This window comes from Serratia quinivorans (assembly GCF_052113645.1).
GTDB classification, from domain to species: domain Bacteria; phylum Pseudomonadota; class Gammaproteobacteria; order Enterobacterales; family Enterobacteriaceae; genus Serratia; species Serratia quinivorans_B.
On sequence record NZ_JBIEIU010000001.1, the window covers coordinates 157,294 to 182,319 of the forward strand.

Annotated in this window: 22 protein-coding genes; 15 read left to right on the forward strand and 7 right to left on the reverse strand. The window is 55.7% G+C overall.

The annotated features are described in order from the left end of the window. Nucleotides 1-20 precede the first annotated feature (20 nt). The 5 genes from ACGS9J_RS00675 to ACGS9J_RS00695 form a co-directional block, all read right to left on the reverse strand. Entirely contained in the window at nucleotides 21-734 is a 714-nt protein-coding gene (locus tag ACGS9J_RS00675; RefSeq protein WP_442229195.1) for a flagellar brake protein, read from the reverse strand. 73 nt (nucleotides 735-807) lie between these two features. Next, a complete protein-coding gene (locus tag ACGS9J_RS00680; protein ID WP_442229196.1) occupies nucleotides 808-1,590 on the reverse strand; it encodes an N-formylglutamate amidohydrolase in 783 nt (260 codons plus the stop codon). 97 nt (nucleotides 1,591-1,687) lie between these two features. Next, nucleotides 1,688-3,409: an ornithine lipid synthase OlsF gene (olsF, locus tag ACGS9J_RS00685; RefSeq protein ID WP_442229197.1), complete on the reverse strand. Its 1,722-nt coding sequence runs from the start codon at nucleotides 3,407-3,409 to the stop codon at nucleotides 1,688-1,690. Between the two features lie 158 nt (nucleotides 3,410-3,567). After that, complete coding sequence (locus tag ACGS9J_RS00690) at nucleotides 3,568-5,238, reverse strand: DUF4091 domain-containing protein (RefSeq protein ID WP_442229198.1); 1,671 nt, start codon at nucleotides 5,236-5,238, stop codon at nucleotides 3,568-3,570. 77 nt (nucleotides 5,239-5,315) lie between these two features. Then, nucleotides 5,316-5,582: a hypothetical protein gene (locus ACGS9J_RS00695; protein ID WP_442229199.1), complete on the reverse strand. Its 267-nt coding sequence runs from the start codon at nucleotides 5,580-5,582 to the stop codon at nucleotides 5,316-5,318. A gap of 121 nt (nucleotides 5,583-5,703) precedes the next feature. Between ACGS9J_RS00695 and ACGS9J_RS00700 the strand changes: the two genes are divergently transcribed. From ACGS9J_RS00700 to uspE, 13 genes are all read left to right on the forward strand, one after another. Next, complete coding sequence (locus ACGS9J_RS00700; RefSeq protein WP_442229200.1) at nucleotides 5,704-6,957, forward strand: ABC transporter substrate-binding protein; 1,254 nt, start codon at nucleotides 5,704-5,706, stop codon at nucleotides 6,955-6,957. Between the two features lie 81 nt (nucleotides 6,958-7,038). Continuing rightward, nucleotides 7,039-7,977: a carbohydrate ABC transporter permease gene (locus tag ACGS9J_RS00705; protein WP_442229201.1), complete on the forward strand. Its 939-nt coding sequence runs from the start codon at nucleotides 7,039-7,041 to the stop codon at nucleotides 7,975-7,977. 12 nt (nucleotides 7,978-7,989) lie between these two features. Then, entirely contained in the window at nucleotides 7,990-8,808 is an 819-nt protein-coding gene (locus ACGS9J_RS00710; RefSeq protein ID WP_442229202.1) for a carbohydrate ABC transporter permease, read from the forward strand. A 22-nt stretch (nucleotides 8,809-8,830) separates the two neighbouring features. Continuing rightward, entirely contained in the window at nucleotides 8,831-9,943 is a 1,113-nt protein-coding gene (locus ACGS9J_RS00715; RefSeq protein ID WP_442229203.1) for an ABC transporter ATP-binding protein, read from the forward strand. 19 nt (nucleotides 9,944-9,962) lie between these two features. After that, complete coding sequence (locus ACGS9J_RS00720; RefSeq protein WP_442229204.1) at nucleotides 9,963-11,246, forward strand: Gfo/Idh/MocA family protein; 1,284 nt, start codon at nucleotides 9,963-9,965, stop codon at nucleotides 11,244-11,246. A 17-nt stretch (nucleotides 11,247-11,263) separates the two neighbouring features. After that, nucleotides 11,264-12,172: an ROK family protein gene (locus ACGS9J_RS00725; protein WP_442229952.1), complete on the forward strand. Its 909-nt coding sequence runs from the start codon at nucleotides 11,264-11,266 to the stop codon at nucleotides 12,170-12,172. A 332-nt stretch (nucleotides 12,173-12,504) separates the two neighbouring features. Beyond that, on the forward strand, nucleotides 12,505-13,275 hold the full coding sequence (gene agaR, locus ACGS9J_RS00730; protein ID WP_442229205.1) for a transcriptional repressor AgaR: 771 nt from the start codon (nucleotides 12,505-12,507) through the stop codon (nucleotides 13,273-13,275). A gap of 26 nt (nucleotides 13,276-13,301) precedes the next feature. Next, the gene (locus ACGS9J_RS00735; RefSeq protein ID WP_442229206.1) at nucleotides 13,302-14,468 is read left to right on the forward strand and encodes an SIS domain-containing protein; all 1,167 of its coding nucleotides are present in this window, start codon (nucleotides 13,302-13,304) and stop codon (nucleotides 14,466-14,468) included. A gap of 9 nt (nucleotides 14,469-14,477) precedes the next feature. After that, the gene (locus ACGS9J_RS00740) at nucleotides 14,478-15,332 is read left to right on the forward strand and encodes a tagatose bisphosphate family class II aldolase (protein ID WP_442229207.1); all 855 of its coding nucleotides are present in this window, start codon (nucleotides 14,478-14,480) and stop codon (nucleotides 15,330-15,332) included. A gap of 325 nt (nucleotides 15,333-15,657) precedes the next feature. Continuing rightward, nucleotides 15,658-15,969, forward strand: a complete 312-nt coding sequence (locus ACGS9J_RS00745; RefSeq protein WP_442229208.1) for a hypothetical protein — start codon at nucleotides 15,658-15,660, stop codon at nucleotides 15,967-15,969. 209 nt (nucleotides 15,970-16,178) lie between these two features. Beyond that, nucleotides 16,179-16,703 (forward strand): methylated-DNA--[protein]-cysteine S-methyltransferase, encoded by a 525-nt coding sequence (gene ogt / locus ACGS9J_RS00750; protein WP_442229209.1) that lies wholly within the window; start codon nucleotides 16,179-16,181, stop codon nucleotides 16,701-16,703. A gap of 333 nt (nucleotides 16,704-17,036) precedes the next feature. After that, the gene (locus ACGS9J_RS00755) at nucleotides 17,037-17,801 is read left to right on the forward strand and encodes an FNR family transcription factor (protein ID WP_012145310.1); all 765 of its coding nucleotides are present in this window, start codon (nucleotides 17,037-17,039) and stop codon (nucleotides 17,799-17,801) included. Nucleotides 17,802-17,927: 126 nt separating this feature from the next. Next, nucleotides 17,928-18,890, forward strand: a complete 963-nt coding sequence (gene uspE, locus ACGS9J_RS00760) for a universal stress protein UspE (RefSeq protein ID WP_442229210.1) — start codon at nucleotides 17,928-17,930, stop codon at nucleotides 18,888-18,890. A gap of 53 nt (nucleotides 18,891-18,943) precedes the next feature. Here the strand turns inward: uspE and pntB are convergent, their stop codons facing one another. Further along, the gene (pntB, locus tag ACGS9J_RS00765) at nucleotides 18,944-20,338 is read right to left on the reverse strand and encodes a Re/Si-specific NAD(P)(+) transhydrogenase subunit beta (protein WP_261087576.1); all 1,395 of its coding nucleotides are present in this window, start codon (nucleotides 20,336-20,338) and stop codon (nucleotides 18,944-18,946) included. Between the two features lie 10 nt (nucleotides 20,339-20,348). Beyond that, nucleotides 20,349-21,878: a Re/Si-specific NAD(P)(+) transhydrogenase subunit alpha gene (gene pntA, locus ACGS9J_RS00770; protein ID WP_442229211.1), complete on the reverse strand. Its 1,530-nt coding sequence runs from the start codon at nucleotides 21,876-21,878 to the stop codon at nucleotides 20,349-20,351. A gap of 539 nt (nucleotides 21,879-22,417) precedes the next feature. Between pntA and ydgH the strand changes: the two genes are divergently transcribed. Together ydgH and ACGS9J_RS00780 are read left to right on the forward strand one after the other, a co-directional pair. Continuing rightward, a complete protein-coding gene (gene ydgH, locus ACGS9J_RS00775) occupies nucleotides 22,418-23,368 on the forward strand; it encodes a DUF1471 family protein YdgH (RefSeq protein ID WP_442229212.1) in 951 nt (316 codons plus the stop codon). Nucleotides 23,369-23,613: 245 nt separating this feature from the next. Next, nucleotides 23,614-25,005 carry an amino acid permease gene (locus ACGS9J_RS00780; protein WP_442229213.1) on the forward strand — a complete coding sequence of 464 codons (1,392 nt, stop codon included), beginning with the start codon at nucleotides 23,614-23,616 and terminating at the stop codon, nucleotides 25,003-25,005. The last annotated feature ends 21 nt before the right edge of the window (nucleotides 25,006-25,026 follow it).

Here is a 25,026-nt window from a genome sequence, read left to right on the forward strand (position 1 = left end):
TGCTGCCCCTCGCGTCTTGCTTAGCGTTTTTTCTTTTTGTTGAAATCCAGTTCGAACGCAAATACCGCACTCTGAATTTTTCTTTCCAGCGCCAAACCCAGTTTTATAAAGCGGCACGACAGGCGCGAGAAATGCACCATTTTGTCGTCGTCATCCAGCTCATGATCGTCGTTGATCACCACCAGTTCCATATTGACCTTGAAACTGCCGTAGCTGCCAAGATCCAACAACGCTTTTTTGAACAGGAAACCGGGCTGAAGGTTTTCCGGCAGTGGGCCGTCAACGCGTAACCCTACGCCGCCGGCGGAAAGATCGTGGATCCTTAACTGGTACTCGCTGCCGTCGGCATATTCACCGCTACAGAGGAATTGGCGCCAATGGGGCGTGGTCACGCGGAACTGACGGCGGCGCTGGATATATACCAGCTCTTTCGGCAAGTGAGTTGAACAGACGTTGACGCCTTGCTGGTGGGTGAATTCGGCCCGACCTACAGAGAATTCGATCTTCGCATCATGGCTTTCAATCACGATGGTACATTCGCCCTCGACCGTTGCATCGGCTTCATTACCGCTAAATACGATGTTATCCGGCCCAACGCTCAATAACAGGCTTTGAAACTGCTGTTTCTCATTAACGACCCGCAGCGGGGTACGCTGTTTACAAATTTCACGCAGAATCGCCAGTACTTCAAAACGCTCCTGCTTGATAAACAATCCATTATCACTCTGCTCCATTTGGCGCTCCTAGCACATCCCAATGACGTTAACACTTTCCTTACAGATATCATCACTGGGAATATTCCTAAAGTCAAATTTGCCAGCGATGCCAGGCTTGTGGTAACAGTCTGGCGAAGCGTTTTGCCCAGGCCTGTTGGCCTTGTTGATCGGCTATCAGATCCTGGCGGATTTCGATGCCGACATAAGGCAGGTGGCGCCGCTCCGCATGCACCGGCAGGGTGTAATCCGTCGCGTCGGTCATGGCGTAGGGTTCATTGACGCCCACCTGCAAGTCCCCTTCCTCACGCAGCAGTTCTGCCAGTAACAGCGCGAACTCCGGCTGGCGATTAAACAGCAGCCCAACCTGCCACTGACGCGCGTTGCCTTTAAATACCGGCGTGAAGCTGTGCATGGCAATAATGGCGGTCGGCTTTTCACGGATTTGGCGATCGCCCAGCGTGTCGTCAATCGCGTGGTGATAAGGCAGGAAAATTTCGCGTTCGCGTGCCAGGGCGTGTTCGGTATCAATGCCGATATTGCCGGGGATCGGCGTTAACTCCGACATATGGGGGATGGAACTGGCGATACCGGGCGCCCGGTTGCAATCAATGACCAGGCGCGAGTAACGCTGATGGATCAGCGTGGCGTCCAGATGACGGCTGAGGTGGCGCGAAACCTGCAACGCCCCTATATCCCAACCGATATGGCGGTCGATTTCACCGGGCGGCAGACCAAGATCGCCCAAACGTTGCGGTATCGCCTGCCCGGCGTGATCGCACAACAACAAGAACGGCGCTTTGCCTTCAGGCGTTTCCACCGCCACGGCGGGAGGTTCATCGGCAGAAAGCAAAGCAGGGACAAACGACTGTGACATGAAAGACTCCACGGTGGGATAAACCTTAATCCTAGCGCTATCCCACCGTGCTGCCCAAGTCTGGGCTTAGATCAAATACGCATGAATGCGTGTTCGATCACTCTATGCAGGTCTCTTGCGGCTGATGCACCGCAATGTAGCGCTGGAAACGCGTCGGTTTAAGCCGGGTGAGGTCAACCAGCACCAGGCCATCGATGCAGTTATTGAAGGCCGGGTCGGTACCGAAATCAATAAACTGCACCCCGCCCGGCTCGCACAGTTCGGTATATTGTTTATACAACGTCGGGATAGAGCAACCGATGTTGCTCAACAGGCTTTTCAGCCGCACCAGGTCTTCCTGATAATTGTCGCCGGCGAACTGCGCCAGATCCTGCGGCAGAGAGGCCGGATAAGGCTGACGCGACTTGGCCAGCGCACTGTCCGGTGAGAAGTACAGCCGGTAGAAGGCGATCAACAGGTCACGCGCCGTCACCGGCATCCCGCCGGAAATGGAGACCGGGCCAAACAGATAGCGGTATTGCGGGTATTTTGCCAGGTAGGCGCCAATGCCCAACCACAGGTAGTCCAGCCCGCGCTTGCCCCAGTAAGCCGGTTGAATAAAGCTGCGCCCCAGCTCGATGCCCTGCGCCAGGATCGGCGCCATATCGCGGTCGTAATGAAACAGACTGTTGCTGTAGATGCTTTCCAGCCCTTTGCGTTCCAACTGCTCGGCGGTGGGAATAAAACGGTAAGCGCCGACAATTTCCAGCTCGTCCGCATCCCACAGTACCAGGTGGTAATAATCGTCGTCGTAACTGTCCAGATCGCGACGGCGACCCGAACCTTCACCCACCGCACGGAAGGCGATTTCACGCAGACGCCCGAGTTCGCGCAAGATAGGCGTGCGCGCCTCATCCTGACGGCGATACAGGAAGATGATTTTCCCGTCCGGCGTGACTCCCAGACGTTCACAGTTTGCCAGCGCTTTCTTCAGCTCCAGTCGGTCTTCCGGCAAGGCGATCGGTGATTCGCTGGCGAACAACCCTTCTTTACCCTGCCCCAGACGGTAGACGTGGCGACGGAAGCGTTCCGCCAGATCTTTCGCGCTGGTGTGGCCGTCGTGCCAATTGGCGAAGGGAATGCGCCCACCCACACGGATTTTGATGCGTCCGCCCTGCTGCTGGAACATTTCGCGCACCAGTAATAGTGTCGACAGCGGCCGATAAACCAAAGAGGTGAAATAGAACAGGTTACTGTTACGCGCACTGATGTGGATTGGCACAATCGGTGCGCGCGCCTTGGCAGCCAGACGCAAGAATCCGGTATGCCAGTGGCCGTCGCGGATGCCTTTCGGGCTCATGCGCGACACTTCGCCGGCGGGGAACAGGATCAGCGCGCCCTGCTTGTCCAGTTGGGCCTGCATACCTTCAATTTGCTTGCGGTTGGTCTTATAGGCGACGTTGTCCACCGGCACAAACAAACTGCGCAGCGGTTCGATGTAGGTCAGCAGTTGGCTGGCCACCACTTTGACGTCCGGGCGCACCGCCGCCACCGCGCGCAGCAGCACCAGTCCGTCAAGCGAACCGATCGGGTGATTAGCCACCAGCACCACCGGTCCCTGACTCGGGATGTTTTCCAGATCGCCATCCACCAGTTCGCAACTGAGATGGAAGTAGTCCACCACCTGCTCGATCAGATCCAGCCCTTTCAGGTGGGGATAATCGGCGGCAAACTGTTTGAATTCTTTTTCGAAGAGTAAAGTTCTCAGCAGGCTACGCTGCCAGGCAGGGGTCTTGCGGTGTGGAAATGCATCATGCAGCAGAGAGTCCAAGCTAAACATCGCGTTATCTCCTGGCTTAGTCGCTGCAAACTTAAGCCAGCGCCATGACCCTAACATGTCAGTAACATGACAAAAAAATGAATCCCTCACCTATCAGGTATAGCAAATTATTGAAAACCTGGTGGCGACACTCTGCTCATCGCCACCCGCGCCGCATTTTATGCCACTGAAGTCAGGGCCTCGATACGCTGATTGACCGCTTCCCGCAGCCGTAATAACGGGGCCGCCTGATGCGGATAACGTTTAAAGGTGATGCGCATCCCCAGTTCCTGTTCAATCAACCTCTCCACCGTCTCGCGATCCGTCAGGCTTTCCAGCAGTTGCAGAGCACGCATGTCTTGCAAGCCCTGGTGCAACACCCGCAACCGCAGCGACTCCACCGCCGTCAGGTTCTCGCCGGGGTAAACCACAAAGGCGTCGCCGGAGGGGAACGCATTGCGGCAGTCAGTCACCGCATAGGGGTTGAGCTTTTCCCGCGAATGGCCGCTGTTATAGAAGTTGAACCCCCAGTGCAGAAAGCCGGTGATGTTGTACAGGTAAAGCTGGATGCCCAGAATCCGGTTGCGCGCCGAAGGTTGGGCGAAGAAACGGTTAGCCACCTCGGTCTTTTGTACGCAACAGTAATAGGCCCACAGACCCGGTACCTGGTTATCGATAAAGGGTTCAATATGGTCGGTGGCGGCCACCGGCGTTTCCACCAGCCCTTGTTGGTAAAAGGCATAATCAGACAGCGCATCGAAAGTGCGAAAACCGGCCAGCAACGGGCGCAAGGCGGCGCCGGCACGCTGATAAACGGCGATATTTTCCAGCGTAGGTTCATCCGAGATGTGGAACCAAACCTGCTGTTGTAACTGACGCTGACGGAACCACTCGGTTAACGCCGGCAACAGCGCCTGCAAAAACTGCTGATACTCCTGCCCGTGGGCGTCGGTGTGCCAGCCGAACAGCGGACGAAGCGCCCCGTCGACCTCCACCAGAATTTTTGGCGCATGCGCCGCCCCCCACTGGGTGAACAACGGGGCAATCTCAAAATGCTCAATCCCTTCCTGCTGCGCCATGTCCACCCACTGGGCCAGGCGCTGGAAATCAAAGCGGTGACCCTGTGCCGAGCGCTGCACGCCCACCAACTGCACCGTGGTTCGTTCACCGCCCACGGCGGTATCCAACGGTGGCGTGAAGATCGGCGTCAGCAGCATGTTTACCCCGCTGTTGACCGCAGTACGGACAAAGTTGCGTACCGCCAGCCAGTATTCGGGGCTGAATACCGCCACCCGGTAATAATCCGCCAGGCAGTCGGAATGCAGCCATTCGGTGTGCAGCAAGGTTTGCGGCGGCAGTGCCGCCGGAACGATATGCAGCATCAGGGCGGCACTGGCCAGATCTTCCCCGCTCGCCACATCAAACAGGGTCAGCTCCAGCGGGTAATCCCCACCGGCTACCGGCGTCGTTGGCGGGGTCAACGTCAGCCACAGGCTGGCGTAATAATTATTGGCGGCAAAGAAACGCCGCTCGGTCAGCGGTACCAGCGGATCGGGAAATAACCCCGGCTCGGTACGCAGATAGTTCTCATCGACCTCGGCGTAACAGGGAAAGTGGCTGGGTACCGATTGCACCTGACGCACGCTGATATACTCCGCCAGGGCGCCCTCAAGACGGTAGCCTAATTCACACCGCGTTTCGTTATCTGCCCGGTGCAAACAATAAACCCCCTGCCATGAAATCATTTCGTTGCTCAGACCGCTTAACTTATTTATTTGCTCAATCTGTGGCGCATTATGACTGTGGAATATCTTTTCCAGACTGTGAGTAAAGGTCAATGAAAGACGCATAACAGTAAGCTCGCTTTAATTTGAAAATAAAACCGGGTGATTTTTAAGCTAACTCCTTTTATCACCGCAAACAATAGTCACCCATCAAAAAATGACGACAACGCCGTTCCGACGCCGTCATAGATAATTTTTTTGTTTATTTGCATCACAAAAATGAAAGATACCCAGGCATGCACAATAAAAATGTTTTTAATCCCCATTATGGTGCAGGGGTTATCACTTATTCCTATGACCCCAGCAACCCGGAATTGCCGCACGGCAGGGCCAAAACCGGCGTGAAAGGTTAATGAGTTGTGAACAAGTAACGCTTTCGGTTTACGCTGCAACCCTTTCGGTTTTAACAACAACGAAACATTTACGCCCCATTTTTGGGCAGATCGGGGTGTATTGACACATTGAAAGTTAAGGGATAGAAAGAAATCACGTTACGAAAATATTTATTCGTCGTCCACCGAGGGGAAAGCAATGTCACCGATAAAAAATACCGGCCGTTTTCTGGCGCATTCTGCCATCGCGGCTGCATTATTATTGCCGACCATGTTATATGCCGCCGATCAAATAACCCTGCGTTATGCCGTGTGGGACAGGAATCAATTACCCGCCGAGCAAGAAATTGCCAAACGCTTTGAAAAAGAAAACCCGAATATTAAAATAGCGATAGAATTAACGCCGTCGGCGCAATACTTTGTCAAATTGGATTCCGCCGCCGCGGGCGGTGTAGCACCGGATATATTCTGGATTAACATGCCTTATTTCGTGCAATATGCCAAGAATGGCATATTGCAACCCTTGACGCCTTATATTAGCGGCAGCAGCGTGAAGTTAAATGACGTGGTCGCCAGTTCGGTAAAAGCCTATCAATATGATGGCCAACAGATGGCCATCCCCCGCGACGTGGACTCTATCGCGGTGTGGTACAACAAAAAGCTGTTTGATCAGGCCGGCGTCAGTTACCCCACCAACGACTGGAGCTGGGATGACCTGAAAACCAGGGCCGCTGCGTTGAAAACCGGTTTGAAAGGCAGTGCCTTCCCGCTGGTGATGGATCTCAGCATCGACGGTCAGGACAGCTATATGAACCTGCTGTTCCAGAACGGCAACCACATAGTGCCGAAAGACGGTCAGCCGAGCGATATCGCTAACGACAAATCGATCTGGGTTTATCAGCAGTTGCAGTCAATGATGAAAGACGGGTTGATGCCCAGCGCCCAGCAGATGAGCGAAGTCAAAACCGAGAACATCTTCCAGTCCAACCGCGCGGCAATGGTGTATGCCGGCTCGTGGTTAGCGGCCCCCTTTGCCAACAACCCGCTGATTAACGACCATATCGGCGTGGTGATGATGCCGAAAATCGAACGTCAATCCGGTGTTGCGCACAGTCTGGCATTCGCCATGTCCGCCAACAGTGCCCACAAGCAGGAAGCCTGGAAATACATCGAGTTTATGAGCAGCGAAGCCTCGCAAACCGAGTTGGCGAAAGTGGTGATCCCGGCCAACAAGGTGGCGGCCAAAGCCTGGGCGGCGGAGATCAAAAAGGTCGATGTCACCCCTTATATCGACACCCTCAACGTGACCGAGGCCTACCCGACCGCCGGTACCAACACGCCGAAATGGCAGAACATGTGGATTGCCAGCCTGAAGAAAATCTTTATGGGTGCAGATGCCAAACCAGAGATGGATAAGTCGGTCAAGAAGATCGAACGCATCATGGAGCAGTAATCGCCCCGTGCCGGTGGTGCCTGCCCGAAGGCGCGCCGGCTGCGGAACACCGCAAAGCAGTCACAGGTGAGGAATGGCAACATGTCGTTGGCAGATACCTACGGTGCCCTAAAACAACAAAAAAGCGTCCCACGACCGGCGCTCAGCCGCCTGGAGCGCGCCGAGCGTTTTTGGGGCTGGGTGATGATTTTACCGTTGCTGATTGGGCTGACGGTATTTTACTTCATCCCTTTTATGCAGAATATCTTTTACAGCTTTACCGACCTCAACCAGTTTATGCGCTGGAGCACCCTGAGCGTCGATAACTACGTCAATCTGTTTGAAGACGATGATTTCTACACCGCCGCCGGCAACACCCTGTTCTATGTGGTGGTGTGCGTGCCGGTCAGCCTGAGCCTGTCGTTGCTGCTGGCCATTGGCCTGAATCAGAACATTCGTGGCAAAGCCCTGCTGCGCACCCTGCTGTTTCTGCCGGCGGTCACCATGCCCGCCGCGGTGGCGATGGTTTGGCAGTGGCTGTTCAACAAGGACTTCGGCCTGATTAACCAGGCGATTGGCCTGCTGGGCATTTCGCCGGTGGCCTGGTTGTCCGATCCGGACGTGGTGCGCATCAGCGTTTCCATCATCATTATCTGGTCGTCGCTGGCGCTGAAAATCATCATTTTGCTGGCCGGGCTGCAAAGCATTCCCCGTCAGCTGTATGAGGCTGCCGACATCGACGGTATCAGCACCCTGCGCCGCTTCTTCTGTATCACCCTGCCGATGATGGTTCCCACGCTGTTCTTCGTTTCGGTGATGAGTTTTATCGAGATCCTGCAAGTCTTCGACGTGGTGTTTTTGATGTTCGATCGCGCCCTGGTGGAGAGCGACGTGATGACCGTCACCAACCTGTTCTACAAATACGCCTTTTACCTGCAGGAGAAAGGTTACGCCTCCGCCATCACCGTGGTGCTGTTCGCCGTCACCCTGCTGATCACCCTGATTCAAATGATGATTGGCAAACGCCTGAAAGTCAGCTGAGGAGCCACGACGATGAGCATAAGTAAAAAAACGCTGGTGTATCTGTTTATGGTGCTGGCGGCGTTAGCCTCGGTAGTGCCGTTTATCTGGATGTTGGTGACCTCGCTGAAAACCCAGGCCGAGAGTATCCAGATCCCGCTGACGCTGCTGCCGACCCACCCCAGCCTGCAGGCCTACGGCAAGATCATGCGTGAAATTCCCTTCGCCGATTTTTACCTGAACTCGCTGCTGGCCACCTTTTTCACCGTCACCCTGCAAATGGTGATCGCCACCATGGCCGCCTACGGTTTCTCGCGCCTGCACTTTCGCGGCCGCGATGCGGTATTCCTGGTGTGCATCTCCATCCTGATGGTGCCCGGCCAGGCCTTTTTGATCCCGCAATTTCTGGTGGTGCAAAAACTGGGGCTGGTGAACAGCATTACCGGGCTGGTGCTGCCGGGCATCTTCAGCATTTACGCCACCTTCCTGCTGCGCCAGTTCTTCCTGGCGGTGCCGAAAGAGATGGAGGAAGCGGCGCTGATTGACGGTTACAGCTACTTCGCCATCTTCTGGCGCATCATGCTGCCGCTGATCCGCCCCGGCATTATCGCCTGCATCATCATCAACGGCCTGTGGAGCTGGAATAACCTGATGTGGCCGCTGATCGTCAACACCACCACCGAGAAACTGACGCTGCCGGTCGGGCTGGCGTCGCTGTCCAGCCGCGCCGGGGTGGAATACCCGCTACTGATGGCCGGGGCGTTGATGGCGGTGATCCCCATGCTGATGCTGTTCATTCTTTTCCAACGTTACTTCATCCAGGGCATCGCCAGCGCTGGGGTAAAAGGCTAACCGCGAACACAAGGTAAATAACATGGCCGGTATTCAGTTAAACAATGTGAAGAAGGTATACCCCAACGGATTCAATGCGCTGCACGGGGTCGATCTGGACATTAAAGATGGCGAATTTATGGTTTTCGTCGGACCGTCCGGCTGCGCCAAATCCACCCTGCTGCGGATGATCGCCGGGCTGGAGAGCGTCAGCGAAGGCCAGATCCTGATCCACGACCGCTGCGTCAACGACACCATGCCAAAAGATCGCGGTATCGCCATGGTGTTCCAGAACTATGCGCTGTACCCGCATATGACGGTCTACAAGAACATGGCGTTTGGCCTGATCGGCAAGGAAAGCAAGGCCGAGATCGACCGTCGGGTGCGCGATGCCGCCGAAAAGCTCGAGATCACCAATCTGTTGCAGCGCAAACCGGGTCAGTTGTCCGGTGGGCAATGCCAGCGCGTGGCGGTCGGCCGCGCCATCGTGCGCAAACCCAAGGTGTTTCTGTTCGATGAACCGCTTTCCAACCTGGATGCCAAGCTGCGCGTGTCGATGCGCGTCCAGTTGATCGAACTGCATAACCAACTGAAACAGGAAGGTGCCGCCGCCACCATGGTGTATGTCACCCACGATCAGGTGGAGGCGATGACCATGGGCGATCGCATCTGCGTGATGAACCGTGGCGCCATTATGCAGGTGGATAAACCCATCAATCTGTACCACCAACCGGCCAACCGCTTCGTCGCCGAGTTTATCGGCAGCCCGTCGATGAACCTGCACGATATGGCGGTGACCCGTGGTGCGCGGGGTATTGGACTGCGCATCGGCAATCAATATCCGCTCGAACTGCCGCCGGCGTTGCAACAACAGTTGGAAAGTTATCCGCACCCGCGGGTGTGTCTGGGCATCCGTCCGGAGTCTCTGCGGTTGTGCGCGCCCGGCAGTGGCAATTGCTTCCCGGCGAAGATTGTCACCATCGAACGCATGGGCAACGAGGAGTTGCTGCACTGCGAACTGGCCGAGCTGCGCTTTGTGCTGCGTATGGCGTCGCAGCCGGACTGGGAGCCGCGGCTGGGGGAACAGATCCACCTGGCTTTCGATCTGACCCGCGCGCACCTGTTTGACGAAATCAGCGGCCAAAACCTCAAATAACAAGATCGGAGAACGTGCAATGTCGTCTGCTCAACAAAATGATTATGCCGGTCGCCCGGTGCGGGTACTGGTGATTGGCGCCGGGGCGCGCGGTGAAATTTACTCGCGCTACGCGTTGGCGCACCCGGATTTAATGCAGGTGGTGGCGGTGGCCGAGCCGCGGGATGTCTATCGGCAGCAGTTTGTCGAACAACACGCTATCGCGGCGGATAAGGTGTTCACCGATTGGCGGCAGGCCGCCGATGCCGGAAAACTGGCCGATGCGGTGTTGATCTGCACCCAGGACACCCTGCACCTCGAACCGGCACTGGCCTTCGCCAGACAGGGCTATGCCATGCTGCTGGAAAAACCGCTGTCGCCGGTGGCGGCCGAATGCCGCACCATCGTTGAAGAAGTGGTATGCCAGAAGCTGATTTTTTCGGTCGGCCACGTGCTGCGCTATACGCGTTACACCCAAAAGCTCAAGCAACTGCTGCGCGATAACGTGATTGGCGACATCGTCAGCCTGCAGCATCTGGAGCCGGTGGGCTACTGGCATCAGGCGCACTCCTTTGTTCGCGGCAACTGGCGCAACGACCATGAAGCCGCCTTTATGCTGTTGCAGAAGTCCTGCCACGACATCGACTGGATCCGCTACATCATGGAATTGCCCTGCGAGCAGGTCAGTTCGTTCGGCGGCTTGCGCCATTTCCGTCAGGAAAACCAGCCGGCCGGTGCGGCGGACAACTGTCTGGACTGCGCCGTGGAAGCCACTTGCCCCTACTCCGCCAAGCGCATCTATCTTGGCGACGACCACAAGGCCACGCCGGGTTTCCTGCGGGTATTGACGCCAGAAGTCAGCCAACCACAGCTGCAGGCAGCGCTGCGCAACGGTCCCTATGGCCGCTGCGTCTACCGCTGCGACAATAACGTGGTCGATCATCAGGTGGTCAACATGCAGTTCGCCGGGGGCCGTACCGCCTCCTTCACCATGACCGCCTTTACCCGGCTGGAAGATCGCAAAACCCGCATTTTCGGCAGCCATGGCTGTCTCGAGGGGGATGGCCGTTATATCCGGATCACCTCGTTTGTCGACGACAGCGAAAAAGTGTACGACGTCGAAGAGGCCGAAGAACTGCATGCCATGTCCGGTCACGGCGGCGGCGATTACTACCTGATGCAGCATTTTATCCACGCCATTCGCACCAACGATCCGTCACAGGTGCTGTCCGGCCCGGCGGAAACGCTGGAAAGCCACCTGATGGTCTTTGCCGCGGAACGCGCACGCCGCGAGTCTGCGGTGATCACCCTGAGCGGAGCCTAAACGTGGAAATATCACAGATGCGTTACGGTTTCGACATCGGTGGCACCAAAATCGAAATGGCGGCTTACGACCGCCAACTGAGACAGGTGCTGTGCCAGCGGGTCAGCACGCCCACCGGCGATTACCGTCAGTTTTTATCCTGCATCCACCAGTTGGTCGACCATGCCGATCGCCAACTGCACACCCAGGGCAGCATCGGCATTGGCTTACCGGGGGTGACCGATCCGCGCAGCCGCAGACAACTGGCGGTCAACGTCCCGTGCCTCACCGGGCACTGCCTGGCGGACGATCTGGCTCACGAACTGGCGCGGCCGGTTGAAATTGAAAACGACTGCCGCTGCTTTGCCCTGTCCGAAGCCAGTACGCCGCAAACCGAGCACCTGGCGCTGGTTTTCGGTGCCATCATCGGCACCGGGGCCGGGGGTGGGCTGGTGATGAACAAGCAGTTGCATAAAGGCCGCAACGGACTGGCCGGTGAATGGGGCCACACACCGATTTCCGCCCAGTTGGCTCAGCGATACGATTTGCCGCTGTTCACCTGCAACTGCGGCCTGACCGGTTGCTTTGAACGCTACGTTTCAGGCAGCGGGCTGCTGGCGCTCAGCCGGCACTTCGGCCACCCCGCCGACAGCGTACCGGCGCTGATTGCCCGTTACCGACAGGGAGACTCGCTCGCACAACGGCTGCTGGCCATGTACGTCGATATTCTGGCCAGCGCGCTGGCCGGGCTGCAATTGCTGCTGGACGTCGACGCCTTCGTGCTTGGCGGCGGGTTGTCTAACGTCGGCGAGTTGTACACCCTGCTGCCCCCGGCCATGAGCCATTGGTTGCTGCCCGGTACCGAACCGGCGGCAATCTACCCGCCGGTGCACGGAGACAGCAGCGGCGTACGAGGTGCCGCGTTATTACGCCAAAACTGGCAATAAAAAACAGTGAAACACCGGGCAGGAAAAAAACAATGGCGCAGCTTTCATCCTGCTTTCGGCAAATTAACCCCGGCGGTAAGTTGCCGCCTGATAAATAACGGATTACCGCTTTTCACTTTATTTCCCGGCAGCTTTCGGTTGATGACCAATCGAAAGAAAAGATAAACATAACCAATTGATACATATAGTTTTTTATAAATTTATCGGTTGCATTTCATTGTTTCGTTTGCTGTAATTTGCCACGAACAACTGAAAGCACTCCTGTCAGATTAGCTGCGGCGCATTGCGCCGCGGCCGGGTATGACTACAGCCAAATCGGGAGTCACGCATTAATGATCAATACCGTAAAACGACGGGAATTAATTATCGACCAGCTTTGTCGCGAAGGCTCGGTGCGCGTCGAGCAACTCAGCACCCAGTTTTCGGTTTCCAGCGTCACCATCCGCAGCGATCTGCGCCAGCTGGAAAAAAGTGGCTGCGCGGTGCGTGCCTACGGCGGCGCGATGCTCAATAAACAGTTCGCTTTCGACCGCCCGTTGCAAGACAAGGGCCGTATCAATCGCGACGTGAAATACGCCATTGCCTGCGCGGCGGCGGAATTGGTCAACGACGGTGACGCCATCATCCTCGACTCCGGCTCCACCATCAGCCAAATGGCACAGCAGTTGGTCGGCAAGAAAGACCTGGTGGTGATGACCAATGCGCTGAACATCGCGTTCGAACTGGCCAACAACGAACAGGTCGATCTGATGGTGGTGGGCGGCAGCGTGCGGCGTAAATCCTGGTCACTGTATGGCCCGGCTGCGGAACAGCACATGCGCCAGTTTCGTTTCGACAAGCTGTTTCTCGGCGTCGACGGCTTTGACTTGCACAGCGGTATTACCACGCCGGACCCCGGCGAAGCGCAACTCAACCGCGCCATGTGCGACGTGGCGCGCGAAGTGATCGCCGTCGCGGACGCCAGCAAATTCGGCCGCACCAGCTTTTGCATGATCCGTGAAATCGGCCAAATCCAGCGTTTGGTCACCGACAGCCGCATCCCGGAAAGCTACCTGAATGCGCTGAACCATTTAGGCGTCGACGTGATTATCGCCGACCGTTAACCGAGGTTTTTTAAGGAGTTTTCAACATGAACGGTTATTTTGCTTACGAGGCGGGCTGGCTGGAACAGCGGCATGCGCTGCATACCGCACGTGAGATCTGGCAGCAGCCGGATTTATGGGAGGCCCTGCACCGACAGCTACAGGAGCAACAGGCCTCGTGGCAGCCTTTCCTTGCCCCGCTGCTGGCTAACCCTCGCCTGCAGATTGTGCTTTGCGGCGCGGGCAGCTCGGCCTTTGCCGGCCGTGCGTTAGCCCCCTGGCTGCGCGAGAAAACCGGTCGCGACGTGGTGGCCTATGGCACCACCGACATTGTCGCCAATCCGCACCAATACCTTGATCTGACACGCCCCACGCTGCTGGTGTCTTTCGCCCGTTCCGGCAACAGCCCGGAAAGCGTGGCGACGGTGGAACTGGCCGACCAACTGCTGCCGGAAAGTTACCACCTGATGCTGGTATGTAATCCGGACAGCCAACTGGCGCAATACGCGCACCAGCGCGATAACGTCTGTTCACTGGTGATGCCGCAAGGATCCAACGATCAAAGCTTCGCCATGACCTCAAGCTTCAGCTGCATGATGCTGTCCGCCGCCTTGTTGCTCGGCCCGCACTCCCTTGCCGAGACCCAGCGGCCATTGGCGGCCATGGTGGCCCGTTGCCGTGAACTGCGTGTAACGCTGCAACCGCAGGTAAAAGCGCTGTCCGCCAGCGGTTTTCGCCGCTACATCACGCTGGGCGGCAGTTGTTTCACCGGGCTGGCGGAAGAGGCTTCACTGAAAATGCTGGAGCTGACCGCCGGGCAGATCGTCACCCGCTACGACTCGCCGCTTGGCTTGCGACATGGGCCGAAGTTTATGGTCGATGACCAAACGCTGGTCCTGCTGATGTTCTCCAACGGCGACTATGCCCACCAGTACGATCGCGATTTGTGGAACGAGTTGCATCGCGATGGTCTGGCAATGCAGATAGTCGGCTTGACCGGCAGCACGCAGCCGTTGTCCGACATGATGCTGAGCCTGCACCCTGCCGAGGACGATATCTGGCTGCTGTTCCCTTACCTGTTATTCACCCAAATGCTGGCATTTGAAAGCTCGCTGGCGCTTGGTATGACGCCGGACAACCCGTGCCCGACCGGTGAGGTTAACCGGGTGGTTAAAGGCGTCACCATTTACCGTTATCCGTCTTCTGTGGCGTAAGGAATCTCCATGTACCTGATATCCAACCGCGAAATGCTGCAAAAAGCGCAGCGCCAGGGTTATGCCGTGCCGGCGTTCAACGTCCATAATCTGGAAACCGTCCAGGTGGTAGCCGAGACCGCCGCCGAACTTCGCTCACCGGTGATCATGGCCGGTACCCCCGGCACCTTCAGTTATGCCGGCACCGACTATTTGATCGGCATCTGCCAGGCGGCTGCGCACCGTTACGATCTGCCGTTGGCGCTGCATCTGGATCACCACGAAGAGATGGACGATATCGAATACAAGGTCAAAAGCGGCATTCGCTCGGTGATGATCGACGGTTCACACCTGCCGTTCGAACAGAATATCGCCAAGGTTGCCGAGGCCGTAGCCTTGTGTCACCGCTATGGCGCCAGCGTTGAGGCCGAACTCGGCCGCCTCGGGGGCCAGGAAGATGACCTGATTGTCGATGCCACCGACAGCTTCTTTACCGACCCGGCCGCCGCGCGCGAATTTGTCATCGCCACCGGTATCGACTCGCTGGCGGTGGCCATTGGTTCCGCTCACGGGTTGTACCACGGCGAACCCAAGCTGGACTTCGATCGGCTGGCGTTGATCCGCGAACAAGTCGATATCCCGTTGGTGCTGCACGGCGCCTCCGGGATCCCTGAAGCCATGGTGAAACGTGCCATTTCGCTGGGCGTGTGCAAGGTCAACGTGGCGACCGAGCTGAAAATCGCCTTTGCCGACGCGGTGAAAAGCTACTTTTCCCAGCATCCGGACGCCAATGACCCGCGCAAATACATCGTGCCCGGCAAACTGGCGATGAAGGAAGTGGTGGCGGAGAAAATCCGCATCTGCGGCAGCAGCGGCATGCTGTAACTCAGCATAAACCACCAGGCCTGACCGCAGTTTCAGTTTCAACTGCGGCCAGGACCCATTTTCTAACGTGATACAGTTCACAGTAAAACCGCCGTTCCCCCTCGCGACTCATTAAGCCGACTTCACGATGATCTAAATCATGGTTTTGCCAACCCTCCCTCTCTATTATCAAATTCGCCAAGACTAGTAATTAAGAATAGTATATAAACCATTCAGTAAGGAGGACGTGACTAATTCGTATTTTGGCTATCATCAACATGTCTGAATGATCTTTGTTCAATTGGAATTTTTTATTTTCCTGTTTCATTTTAAAAAGGAATTAATAATGAACCATTCTCTCATGGCATTGACGTTATTGGCCCTGCTCCCTGCCACTTTGCAGGCCGCACAAAACACGCGCCACCACGTGGCATCCGGCATGATACGCTTTACCGGCGAGATCACGTCGCCGGCGTGTTCCATCAAGCATCGAAGTGAAGGGATCATTTCACACTGCTTTGGTCTAACATCGTCACAGGGTCAGCGGCCTATCACCACTTCATTGAACAATATGCCACCTGAATTAGTTTCCAACGTGACCACTGAGACAATCAATAATAACGAGCGGTTTAAAAACATCACGATCAGCTATAAGTAATCCGATACACCTTTTATTGTCAATTCTGGTCTGCTGGATAAAACAATATTGATATATTATAAATTTATTTTATAAATGGTTTTTATCGCTTCCCCTCTCAGTATTCCGTCCGGGCAACCCTGGGTTGCCCATCTTCATGTCCGGAATCCGCCATCGCCCCGCCGAATTTCGTGCAATAATCTGCCCATCAAACGAGAGGAGTGATCAAAATGCAGACTTTTTTTATTGATCGTATGGCGACGCCGGTAGGCGAGCTGGTGCTGATTGCCGATGAGCAGAACCGCTTACGCGCTATCGACTGGACAGAGCATGAAGCACGCCTGATGAAGCTGCTGAATACCCATTACCGGGCCGATCGTTTCCAACTGATAGACAAACGTAACCCCGGTGGCCTTACCGAGGCCATGCAACGCTATTTTTCCGGGGAACTGGACGTGATCAACGACCTGCCGGTCATGACTGCCGGTACCGAGTTCCAACGTAGCGTCTGGCAGCAACTGCGCCAAATTCCGTGCGGCGAGATCATCACCTACGGTGAACTGGCCAAGCGTATCGGACGTCCAACCGCTTCACGCGCGGTGGGTATGGCCAACGGCTCCAACCCCATCAGCATCGTAGTGCCCTGCCACCGGGTGATTGGCTCACAGGGCGCATTGACCGGCTATGCCGGTGGCGTTCAGCGCAAACAGTGGTTGTTGAAACACGAAGGTTACTTGCAGAACGATCTGCTTTAGTTCAAACAAACTGGCGGGATAACGCCGACCACTGACGTTATCCCGTCTACAGCGCGGCAAAAAGGCGCTCAAATACCAGGGTTAAATATCGCTTACTAAAAAATACGCTGCGCCAGCCCTCATTTCTTGCCGGTGCGGGGCCAATACTGCGGCCAACGCCGGCTGATGTAAGTGACAAAGAAATCAAAACATTTCAGGCAACTACAGAATAATCGGCGGTATCATTGTCTAATATTCGCACAGAATGCCCCCGTTCTTATTAATGCTACCCTTATCACCTGCCGGAAAAGATGTTAAAATTGACGCATATCAATTATTGAATGAGCGTAATCTATGATCCCGGAAAAACGCGTGATTCGTCGTATCCAGTCTGGTGGTTGTGCGATCCATTGTCAGGATTGCAGTATCAGCCAGCTGTGTATTCCTTTTACTCTTAATGCGCACGAGCTGGACCAGCTCGACAACATTATTGAAAGGAAAAAGCCTATCCAGAAGGGCCAGACCCTGTTCAAGGCAGGCGATGAACTGAAATCGCTGTACGCTATCCGCTCCGGGACCATCAAGAGCTACACCATTACCGAACAGGGCGACGAGCAGATCACCGGCTTCCACCTGGCGGGCGATCTGGTAGGTTTTGACGCTATCGGCGGACTGAAACACCCCAGCTTCGCACAGGCGCTGGAAACCTCGATGGTCTGCGAGATCCCGTTCGAAACGCTGGATGACCTGTCCGGTAAAATGCCTAACCTGCGTCAGCAAATCATGCGTCTGATGAGCGGCGAGATCAAAGGCGACCAGGACATGATCCTGCTGTTGTCGAAGAAAAATGCCGAAGAGCGTCTGGCGGCGTTCGTCTATAACCTGTCGCGCCGCTTTGCGGAACGAGGTTTCTCACCGCGTGAGTTCCGTCTGACCATGACCCGCGGCGATATCGGCAACTACCTCGGCCTGACGGTAGAAACCATCAGCCGCCTGCTGGGCCGCTTCCAGAAAAGCGAAATTCTCAGCGTCAAAGGCAAATACATCACCATCGAAAACGTCGATGCCCTGTCTGTACTGGCCGGTACGCCACGCATTAACGTGACCGTAAACGCCTGATCCTATGCTGGGTTAGTTATTCAACCGAATTATTGACCCAGCACACTTCTGCCGCTGTTCTGTTTTTCAATGTTGGGTTACTCTGTAAATTGACAGACTGTTGATTTTCAGCTGTAAGGAGGCCCTATGGCGAAGTATCAGAATCTTCTGGTGGCTATTGACCCCAATCAGGACGACCAGCCGGCGCTGCGCCGGGCGGTGTACCTGATAAAACGCAATGGCGGGCGCATTAAGGCCTTCCTGCCTATTTATGACTTCTCTTACGAGATGACGACCCTGCTCTCCCCGGACGAAAGAACGGCGATGCGACAAGGCGTTATCAGCCAACGCGCGGCCTGGATCACCGAGCAATGTCGTTTTTATCTCGACGAAGGCGTGCCCATTGAAATCAAAGTGGTCTGGCATAACCGCCCTTATGAGGCGATTATTCAGGAAGTGATCGCCGGCAAGCACGATCTGCTGCTGAAAATGGCGCATCAACACGACCGCCTGGAATCCGTCATTTTCACCCCGACCGACTGGCATCTGTTACGCAAGTGCCCTTGCCCGGTATGGATGGTCAAAGATCAGCCCTGGCAGGAAGGCAGCAAAGCGGTAGTTGCGGTTAACCTTTCCAGTGAAGAACCCTACCACGATCCTTTGAACATCAAACTGGTGCAGGAAACCGTCGAACTGGCGCACAACGTCAACCAAACGGAAGTGCATCTGGTTGGCGCCTACCCGGTTACCCCTATCAATATCGCCATCGAACTGCCTGATTTTGACCCCAGCGTCTACAACGACGCCATCCGCGGGCAACATCTGATTGCCATGAAGGCGCTAAGACAAAAATTCGGGATTAACGAAGAGTTTACCCACGTTGAAAAAGGCTTGCCGGAAGAGGTGATCCCCGACCTGGCCGAGCATCTGCAAGCGGGTGTGGTGGTGTTGGGTACGCTGGGCCGCACCGGCATCTCGGCGGCGTTTATCGGCAATACCGCTGAACATGTGATCGATCATCTGAAATGTGACCTGCTGGTGATTAAACCGGAAAACTTCAACTGCCCGATCGAGATTGACGAAGACGATGAGCACGACGACGAAGATTGATGTGTGACGCATAAAAAAACGGGCCCTCGGGCCCGTTTTTGTTCGCTTGAGCGTTACGCCTGAAGCGCACGCAAAATCGCTTCCACACTCTCTTTGGCATCGCCAAACAGCATCTGGGTGTTCTCCTTGAAGAACAGCGGATTCTGCACACCGGCATAACCGGTATTCATCGAACGCTTAAAGGCGATCACGTTCTGTGCTTTCCACACTTCCAGTACCGGCATGCCGGCGATTGGGCTGCGAGGATCTTCCAGCGCCGCCGGGTTCACCGTATCGTTAGCGCCAATCACCAGCACGGTGTCGGTATCCGCGAAATCGTCATTGATTTCGTCCATCTCCAGCACCACGTCATAAGGCACCTTGGCTTCCGCCAGCAGCACGTTCATGTGCCCAGGCAGACGCCCGGCAACCGGGTGAATACCGAAGCGCACTTTGATGCCGCGCGCACGCAGTTTTTCGGTGATTTCCGCCACCGGATACTGCGCCTGCGCTACCGCCATACCGTAGCCTGGGGTGATGATCACCGAAGTGGAGTTCTTCAACTGTTCGGCAACTTCTTCTGCGGTTGTTTCGCGATACTCGCCCATTTCTTCCGCATTGCCGGTCGAAGAACCGTCGGTACCGAAACCGCCGGCGATCACGCTGATAAACGAACGGTTCATCGCCTTACACATAATGTAAGACAGGATGGCACCCGAAGACCCCACCAACGCCCCGGTCACGATCAGCAGATCGTTGCTCAGCATGAAACCCGCCGCCGCCGCCGCCCAACCTGAATAAGAGTTAAGCATCGACACCACCACCGGCATGTCGGCACCGCCGATGGAGGCCACCAGATGCCAACCGAACGCCAGTGCAATAACGGTCATCAGCACTAATGCCACCGCCTGCCAGCCCACGCTGTCGGCGCGAACAAACACCACCAGCAACAGGAAGGAGACGACCAGTGCCGCCAGGTTCATTTTGTGGCGATTGGGCAGCGCCAAGGGTTTGGATGAGATGATGCCACGCAATTTACCGAACGCGACAATCGAACCGGTGAAGGTGACCGCACCGATAAAGATGCCGAGGAACACTTCGGTCAGATGGATATTCTCCATCACCGGCTCCATCGGCGCACCGTGATCCAGGTAGCTGTTTAACCCCACCAGCACCGCCGCCAGGCCAACAAAGCTGTGCAGCACCGCCACCAGCTCCGGCATTTCGGTCATTTCGACCTTTTTCGCCAGATAGACACCGATGGAACCACCAATAATCATCGCGATGATGATCCACCCCACGTTGCCGGAATCCGGCCCGAGGATGGTGGCGATCAGCGCGATGGCCATCCCGGCGACGCCAAACAGGTTGCCCCGCTTGGACGTTTCATGGCGCGATAAACCCGCCAGGCTGCAGATAAACAAAATAGCGGCAACAATGTATGCAGCTGTAACTAATCCTCCAGACATGTGCTACCCCTTAGTTCTTGCGGAACATCTTCAGCATGCGCTGAGTGACGGTGAATCCACCAAAAATGTTGATGCTGGCGATCAGCACGGCGATAAATGAGAGGAAACTCACCCAACCGCCGTGGCCAATCTGCAATAACGCACCGACCACGATAATCCCTGAGATCGCATTGGTGACCGACATCAACGGGGTATGCAATGCATGGCTGACGTTCCACACCACGTAGTAACCCACCACGCAGGCCAGCGCAAACACGGTAAAGTGAGACAGGAACTCTTTCGGCGCAGCGTTGGCCAACCAGCCAAACAGGATAATCGCCAACGCCATCAGGCCATATTTCAGCCAGGGTGAAACCGGTTTTGCCGCCGGTTTGGCCACCGGTGCCGCCGCCTGAGCCTGTTTCGGTTGAGCAGAAACCTGGATTGGCGGTGCCGGCCAGGTGACTTCGCCACTGCGCACCACGGTCACGCCGCGGATCACGGTATCTTCGAAGTCGACGTCGATCTCGCCATTTTTCTCTTTCGATAGCAGCTTCAACAGGTTAACCAGGTTGGTGCCGTAAAGCTGCGAGGACTGGGTCGGCAAACGGCTCGGCAGATCGGTATAGCCAATGATTTTCACGCCGTTGTCGGTCACGGTCACGCGGTCGGCCACGGTCAGCTCACAGTTGCCGCCGTTTTGCGCGGCCAGATCGACGATCACGCTGCCCGGCTTCATCGAAGCCACCATTTCTTTGGTAATCAGCTTCGGTGCCGGTTTGCCCGGGATCAGCGCGGTGGTGACGATAATGTCAACCTCCGCCGCCTGGGCGGCGAACAGCGCCATCTCTGCTTTGATAAAGGCTTCGGACATCACTTTGGCGTAGCCGTCGCCACTGCCCGCTTCTTCCTCGAAATCCAACTCGAGGAATTCCGCGCCCATGCTCTGCACCTGCTCTTTAACTTCAGGGCGGGTGTCGAAGGCACGAACAATCGCCCCCAGACTGCCGGCGGCGCCGATGGCCGCCAAACCCGCTACGCCGGCACCGATGATCATCACCTTGGCCGGCGGAACCTTGCCAGCGGCGGTGATCTGGCCGGTAAAGAAGCGGCCGAACTCGTGTGCGGCTTCAACAATCGCGCGGTAACCGGCGATGTTTGCCATAGAACTCAACGCGTCCATAGACTGTGCGCGAGAGATACGCGGCACTGAGTCCATCGCCATCGCGGTGACATTGCGTTCGGCCAGCTTCGCAATCAGTTCAGGGTTTTGCGCCGGCCAGATAAAGCTGACCAGAGTGCTTCCCTCACGCATTAACGCAATTTCGTCCTCAAGCGGCGCGTTAACTTTTAAAATCAGATCCGACTGCCAAACATCGGCAGTGTCGGCGATTGTCGACCCAGCGGCTTCATAAGCGCCATCGTCAAAACTTGCCAGTTTACCCGCCCCGCTTTCAATCGCGACGGTAAAGCCCAGCTTCAGCAGTTGTTCCACCGTTTTCGGCGTTGCTGCAACCCGGGCTTCATTGGCCAACCGTTCTCTTGGTACACCAATACGCATAATGTTCCCTTCTCACCTGTCTTTGATGATGTTTATTATCGTCTTACCCATAGCGATGGCACCGGCTGACAGGCTTTTGATAACACTTGTCGGCATCGAATTAAGGCACCATCTATAACCTACTGAAAATATGATCGATGATCCATAATTGCTTACGCATTCAGGTCTGTTTTTACATAAAAACTCAGGTAACGACATGACAAATCGCAATTTAAAGTTAAAAAGCCTGCTGGAATGCCGTTTTAGCCACCAGATTGCACTAACGGGCAGCACAGAGAAATCTGGCGCGGCGCGGCCGAGGCGCATAAAAGTTATAAAATTGTGAATAATTAACACTTATGACATCAAAGGCTTTATTATTGAAACTTATGGCGATTCTGCGCAAAATGATGAACATCATTCTTCAGGGAATTTGTCTCATGGGATAACATAAAATGCTGAGACACTGCTCGAGATTACATGTAATAATCGGCGGCTGAATTACACCTAAACAGTTCAGCACGTTATAAACGTTAATGCGCTAGGCGAAAGGATTTTTTATGAAGCTGAAGAACACGATCATCGCGTCAGCCTTGTTATCACTCACTGCGCTGTCTGCTCACGCGGCGCTTGAGTTAACTCCTGAAAAAGCAGCGGCGTTGAAGCCGTTTGATCGCATCACGATTACCGGCCGCTTTAATGCCATCAATGAAGCCGTTGATGCCGTATCCCGCCGTGCAGACAAGCTGGGTGCAGACTCCTTCTACATCCAGGACAGCAACAACAGCAACAACGGCGGCAACTGGCGCGTCACCGCAGATCTCTATCATAAAGATGCGCCGGAAGTGAGCAAAGAGCCGAAATACCGCGTGATTAACGGGGTTACCGAGCTGCCGAAAGAACAAGCCTTCCTGCTGGAGCCTTACGATACGGTGAGCGTCAGCGGTTTCTACCGCAGCCAACCGGATATCAACGACGCCATCACCAAAGAAGCGAAAAAGAAAGGCGCAGCCTCCTTCTTTATCGTGCGTCAGGTTGATGCCAACCAGGGCGGCAACCAGTTCATTACCGCTTACATCTATAAAGCCGATGCGCCCAAGCGTGCCGTTCAGAGCCCGGATGCCATCCCGGCCGATTCTGAAGCAGGCAAGGCCGCCTTGGCTGCCGGCGGTGCCGCTGCCGCCAAAGTTGAAATTCCGGGCGTAGCCTCTTCAGGCTCACCAAGCCGCGACGTAGGCCGTTTCTTCGAAACCCAGTCTTCTACCGGTAAACGTTATACTGTCACGCTGCCTAACGGCACCAAGATCCAGGAAGTGAACAACGTGACCGCCGCGCAGATGGTGCCGTTTGATTCTGTGACCTTCACCGGCCACTTCAACAGCATGACCGACGTTTCTACCGAAGTGGCGAAACGCGCGGCCGAGAAAGGCGCCAAGTTCTACCACGTGACCCGTCAGTGGCAGAACAAGAGCGGCGGTAACCTGACCGTCAGCGCCGATCTGTTCAAATAAGTTCCACTTTGCGGTTTACCAGCGGGCAGCCTTTGAGCTGCCCGTTTTTTTTGCCTCGCACCTCTCCCGCCAGTTGAATAATTTTTTGTAAAATTCGCATATTCAATCATTGCATCCACAAGGATCCATCCGTAGAATTTGCGCGAATTTTTAGGGCTATTGTCTATTTGTTCAGTAATTACCATTACGTTGTTACTGCCGAGCAGTTCCCTCCCAGTTGTTTATTCTGTGTTCAGGATCCGTCATTGGAAAAGAAACTAGGTCTTACCGCGTTAACCGCATTGGTGCTCAGCTCAATGCTGGGCGCAGGGGTTTTCAGCCTGCCGCAAAACATGGCGCAGGTCGCCAGCCCGGCCGCCCTGCTGTTGGGTTGGGCGGTTACCGGCGTCGGCATCCTGTTTCTGGCATTTGCCATGCTGTTGCTGACCCGCCTGCGGCCCGATCTGGACGGCGGTATCTTCACCTACGCGAAAGAAGGCTTCGGCGAACTGGTGGGCTTTTGCTCCGCCTGGGGCTATTGGCTGTGTGCGGTGATCGCCAATGTCTCTTACCTGGTGATCGTGTTTGCCGCACTGAGCCTGTTCACCGATCGCGGTGGCGAGGTCATTTTGGGTGACGGCAATACCTGGCAGGCTCTGCTGGCGGAGTCGCTGCTGCTGTGGATCGTACATGCGCTAGTATTGCGCGGCGTACAAACAGCGGCCAGCATCAATTTGGTCGCAACGCTGGCCAAGCTGTTGCCGCTGGGAATGTTCGCCGTATTGGCGGCGGTCGCGTTCAAAATGGACGTTTTCACGCTGGATTTCCACGGCGTCGCACTCGGCAAACCGGTGTGGGAACAGGTCAAAAATACCATGCTGATCACCCTGTGGGTGTTTATCGGCGTGGAAGGTGCCGTGGTGGTTTCGGCGCGGGCACGCCATAAAAAGGATGTCGGTCGTGCCACCATGCTGGCCGTGGTCTCCGCTTTGGCGGTTTATCTGCTGGTCACATTGCTCTCGCTGGGCGTGGTGCCGCGCAGTGAATTGGCCGAGATGCGCAACCCTTCAATGGCGGTGCTGATGGTCGATCTTATTGGCCCTTGGGGCGATGTGATTATCGCCGCCGGCCTGATCGTTTCAGTGTGCGGTGCCTACCTGAGCTGGACGATCATGGCCGCCGAAGTGCCGTTGCTGGCGGCACAACACGGCGCTTTCCCCAAAATATTCCGCAAGCAGAACAAGAATCACGCGCCTTCGGCTTCGCTATGGCTGACCAACATCGCGGTGCAGTTCGCTCTGGTGTTGATCTGGCTGACCGGCAGCAACTACAACTCGTTGCTGACTATCGCGTCAGAAATGATCCTGGTGCCCTATTTCCTGGTCGGCGCTTTCCTGTTTAAGGTGGCGATCCGTCGTCAGGACAAACGACTGATGTTTGCCGCGACCGGGGCTTGCCTGTACGGCATTTGGTTGCTCTACGCGTCAGGGTTGATGCATCTGCTGATGTCGGTGCTGCTGTATGCGCCAGGGCTGCTGGTGTTCATCTATGCACGCCGCGGACATGGTGATGTCAAATTGCTGAATCAGCTGGAGAAAGGCAGTATTTTACTGTTGCTGGTGGCCACGGTACCGGCCGGCTGGTTTATGTTGCAGTAGTGAAAACGGCCGGGTGGATAC

Excerpts from the sequence above, each read along its gene's own strand:
- ACGS9J_RS00675 (WP_442229195.1), bottom strand. The coding sequence starts at position 734 with ATGGAGCAGAGTGATAATGGATTGTTTATCAAGCAGGAGCGTTTTGAA.
- ACGS9J_RS00680 (WP_442229196.1), bottom strand. The coding sequence starts at position 1,590 with ATGTCACAGTCGTTTGTCCCTGCTTTGCTTTCTGCCGATGAACCTCCC.
- olsF (WP_442229197.1), bottom strand. The coding sequence starts at position 3,409 with ATGTTTAGCTTGGACTCTCTGCTGCATGATGCATTTCCACACCGCAAG.
- ACGS9J_RS00690 (WP_442229198.1), bottom strand. The coding sequence starts at position 5,238 with ATGCGTCTTTCATTGACCTTTACTCACAGTCTGGAAAAGATATTCCAC.
- ACGS9J_RS00700 (WP_442229200.1), top strand. The coding sequence starts at position 5,704 with ATGTCACCGATAAAAAATACCGGCCGTTTTCTGGCGCATTCTGCCATC.
- ACGS9J_RS00705 (WP_442229201.1), top strand. The coding sequence starts at position 7,039 with ATGTCGTTGGCAGATACCTACGGTGCCCTAAAACAACAAAAAAGCGTC.
- ACGS9J_RS00710 (WP_442229202.1), top strand. The coding sequence starts at position 7,990 with ATGAGCATAAGTAAAAAAACGCTGGTGTATCTGTTTATGGTGCTGGCG.
- ACGS9J_RS00715 (WP_442229203.1), top strand. The coding sequence starts at position 8,831 with ATGGCCGGTATTCAGTTAAACAATGTGAAGAAGGTATACCCCAACGGA.
- ACGS9J_RS00720 (WP_442229204.1), top strand. The coding sequence starts at position 9,963 with ATGTCGTCTGCTCAACAAAATGATTATGCCGGTCGCCCGGTGCGGGTA.
- ACGS9J_RS00725 (WP_442229952.1), top strand. The coding sequence starts at position 11,264 with ATGCGTTACGGTTTCGACATCGGTGGCACCAAAATCGAAATGGCGGCT.
- agaR (WP_442229205.1), top strand. The coding sequence starts at position 12,505 with ATGATCAATACCGTAAAACGACGGGAATTAATTATCGACCAGCTTTGT.
- ACGS9J_RS00735 (WP_442229206.1), top strand. The coding sequence starts at position 13,302 with ATGAACGGTTATTTTGCTTACGAGGCGGGCTGGCTGGAACAGCGGCAT.
- ACGS9J_RS00740 (WP_442229207.1), top strand. The coding sequence starts at position 14,478 with ATGTACCTGATATCCAACCGCGAAATGCTGCAAAAAGCGCAGCGCCAG.
- ACGS9J_RS00745 (WP_442229208.1), top strand. The coding sequence starts at position 15,658 with ATGAACCATTCTCTCATGGCATTGACGTTATTGGCCCTGCTCCCTGCC.
- ogt (WP_442229209.1), top strand. The coding sequence starts at position 16,179 with ATGCAGACTTTTTTTATTGATCGTATGGCGACGCCGGTAGGCGAGCTG.
- ACGS9J_RS00755 (WP_012145310.1), top strand. The coding sequence starts at position 17,037 with ATGATCCCGGAAAAACGCGTGATTCGTCGTATCCAGTCTGGTGGTTGT.
- uspE (WP_442229210.1), top strand. The coding sequence starts at position 17,928 with ATGGCGAAGTATCAGAATCTTCTGGTGGCTATTGACCCCAATCAGGAC.
- pntB (WP_261087576.1), bottom strand. The coding sequence starts at position 20,338 with ATGTCTGGAGGATTAGTTACAGCTGCATACATTGTTGCCGCTATTTTG.
- pntA (WP_442229211.1), bottom strand. The coding sequence starts at position 21,878 with ATGCGTATTGGTGTACCAAGAGAACGGTTGGCCAATGAAGCCCGGGTT.
- ydgH (WP_442229212.1), top strand. The coding sequence starts at position 22,418 with ATGAAGCTGAAGAACACGATCATCGCGTCAGCCTTGTTATCACTCACT.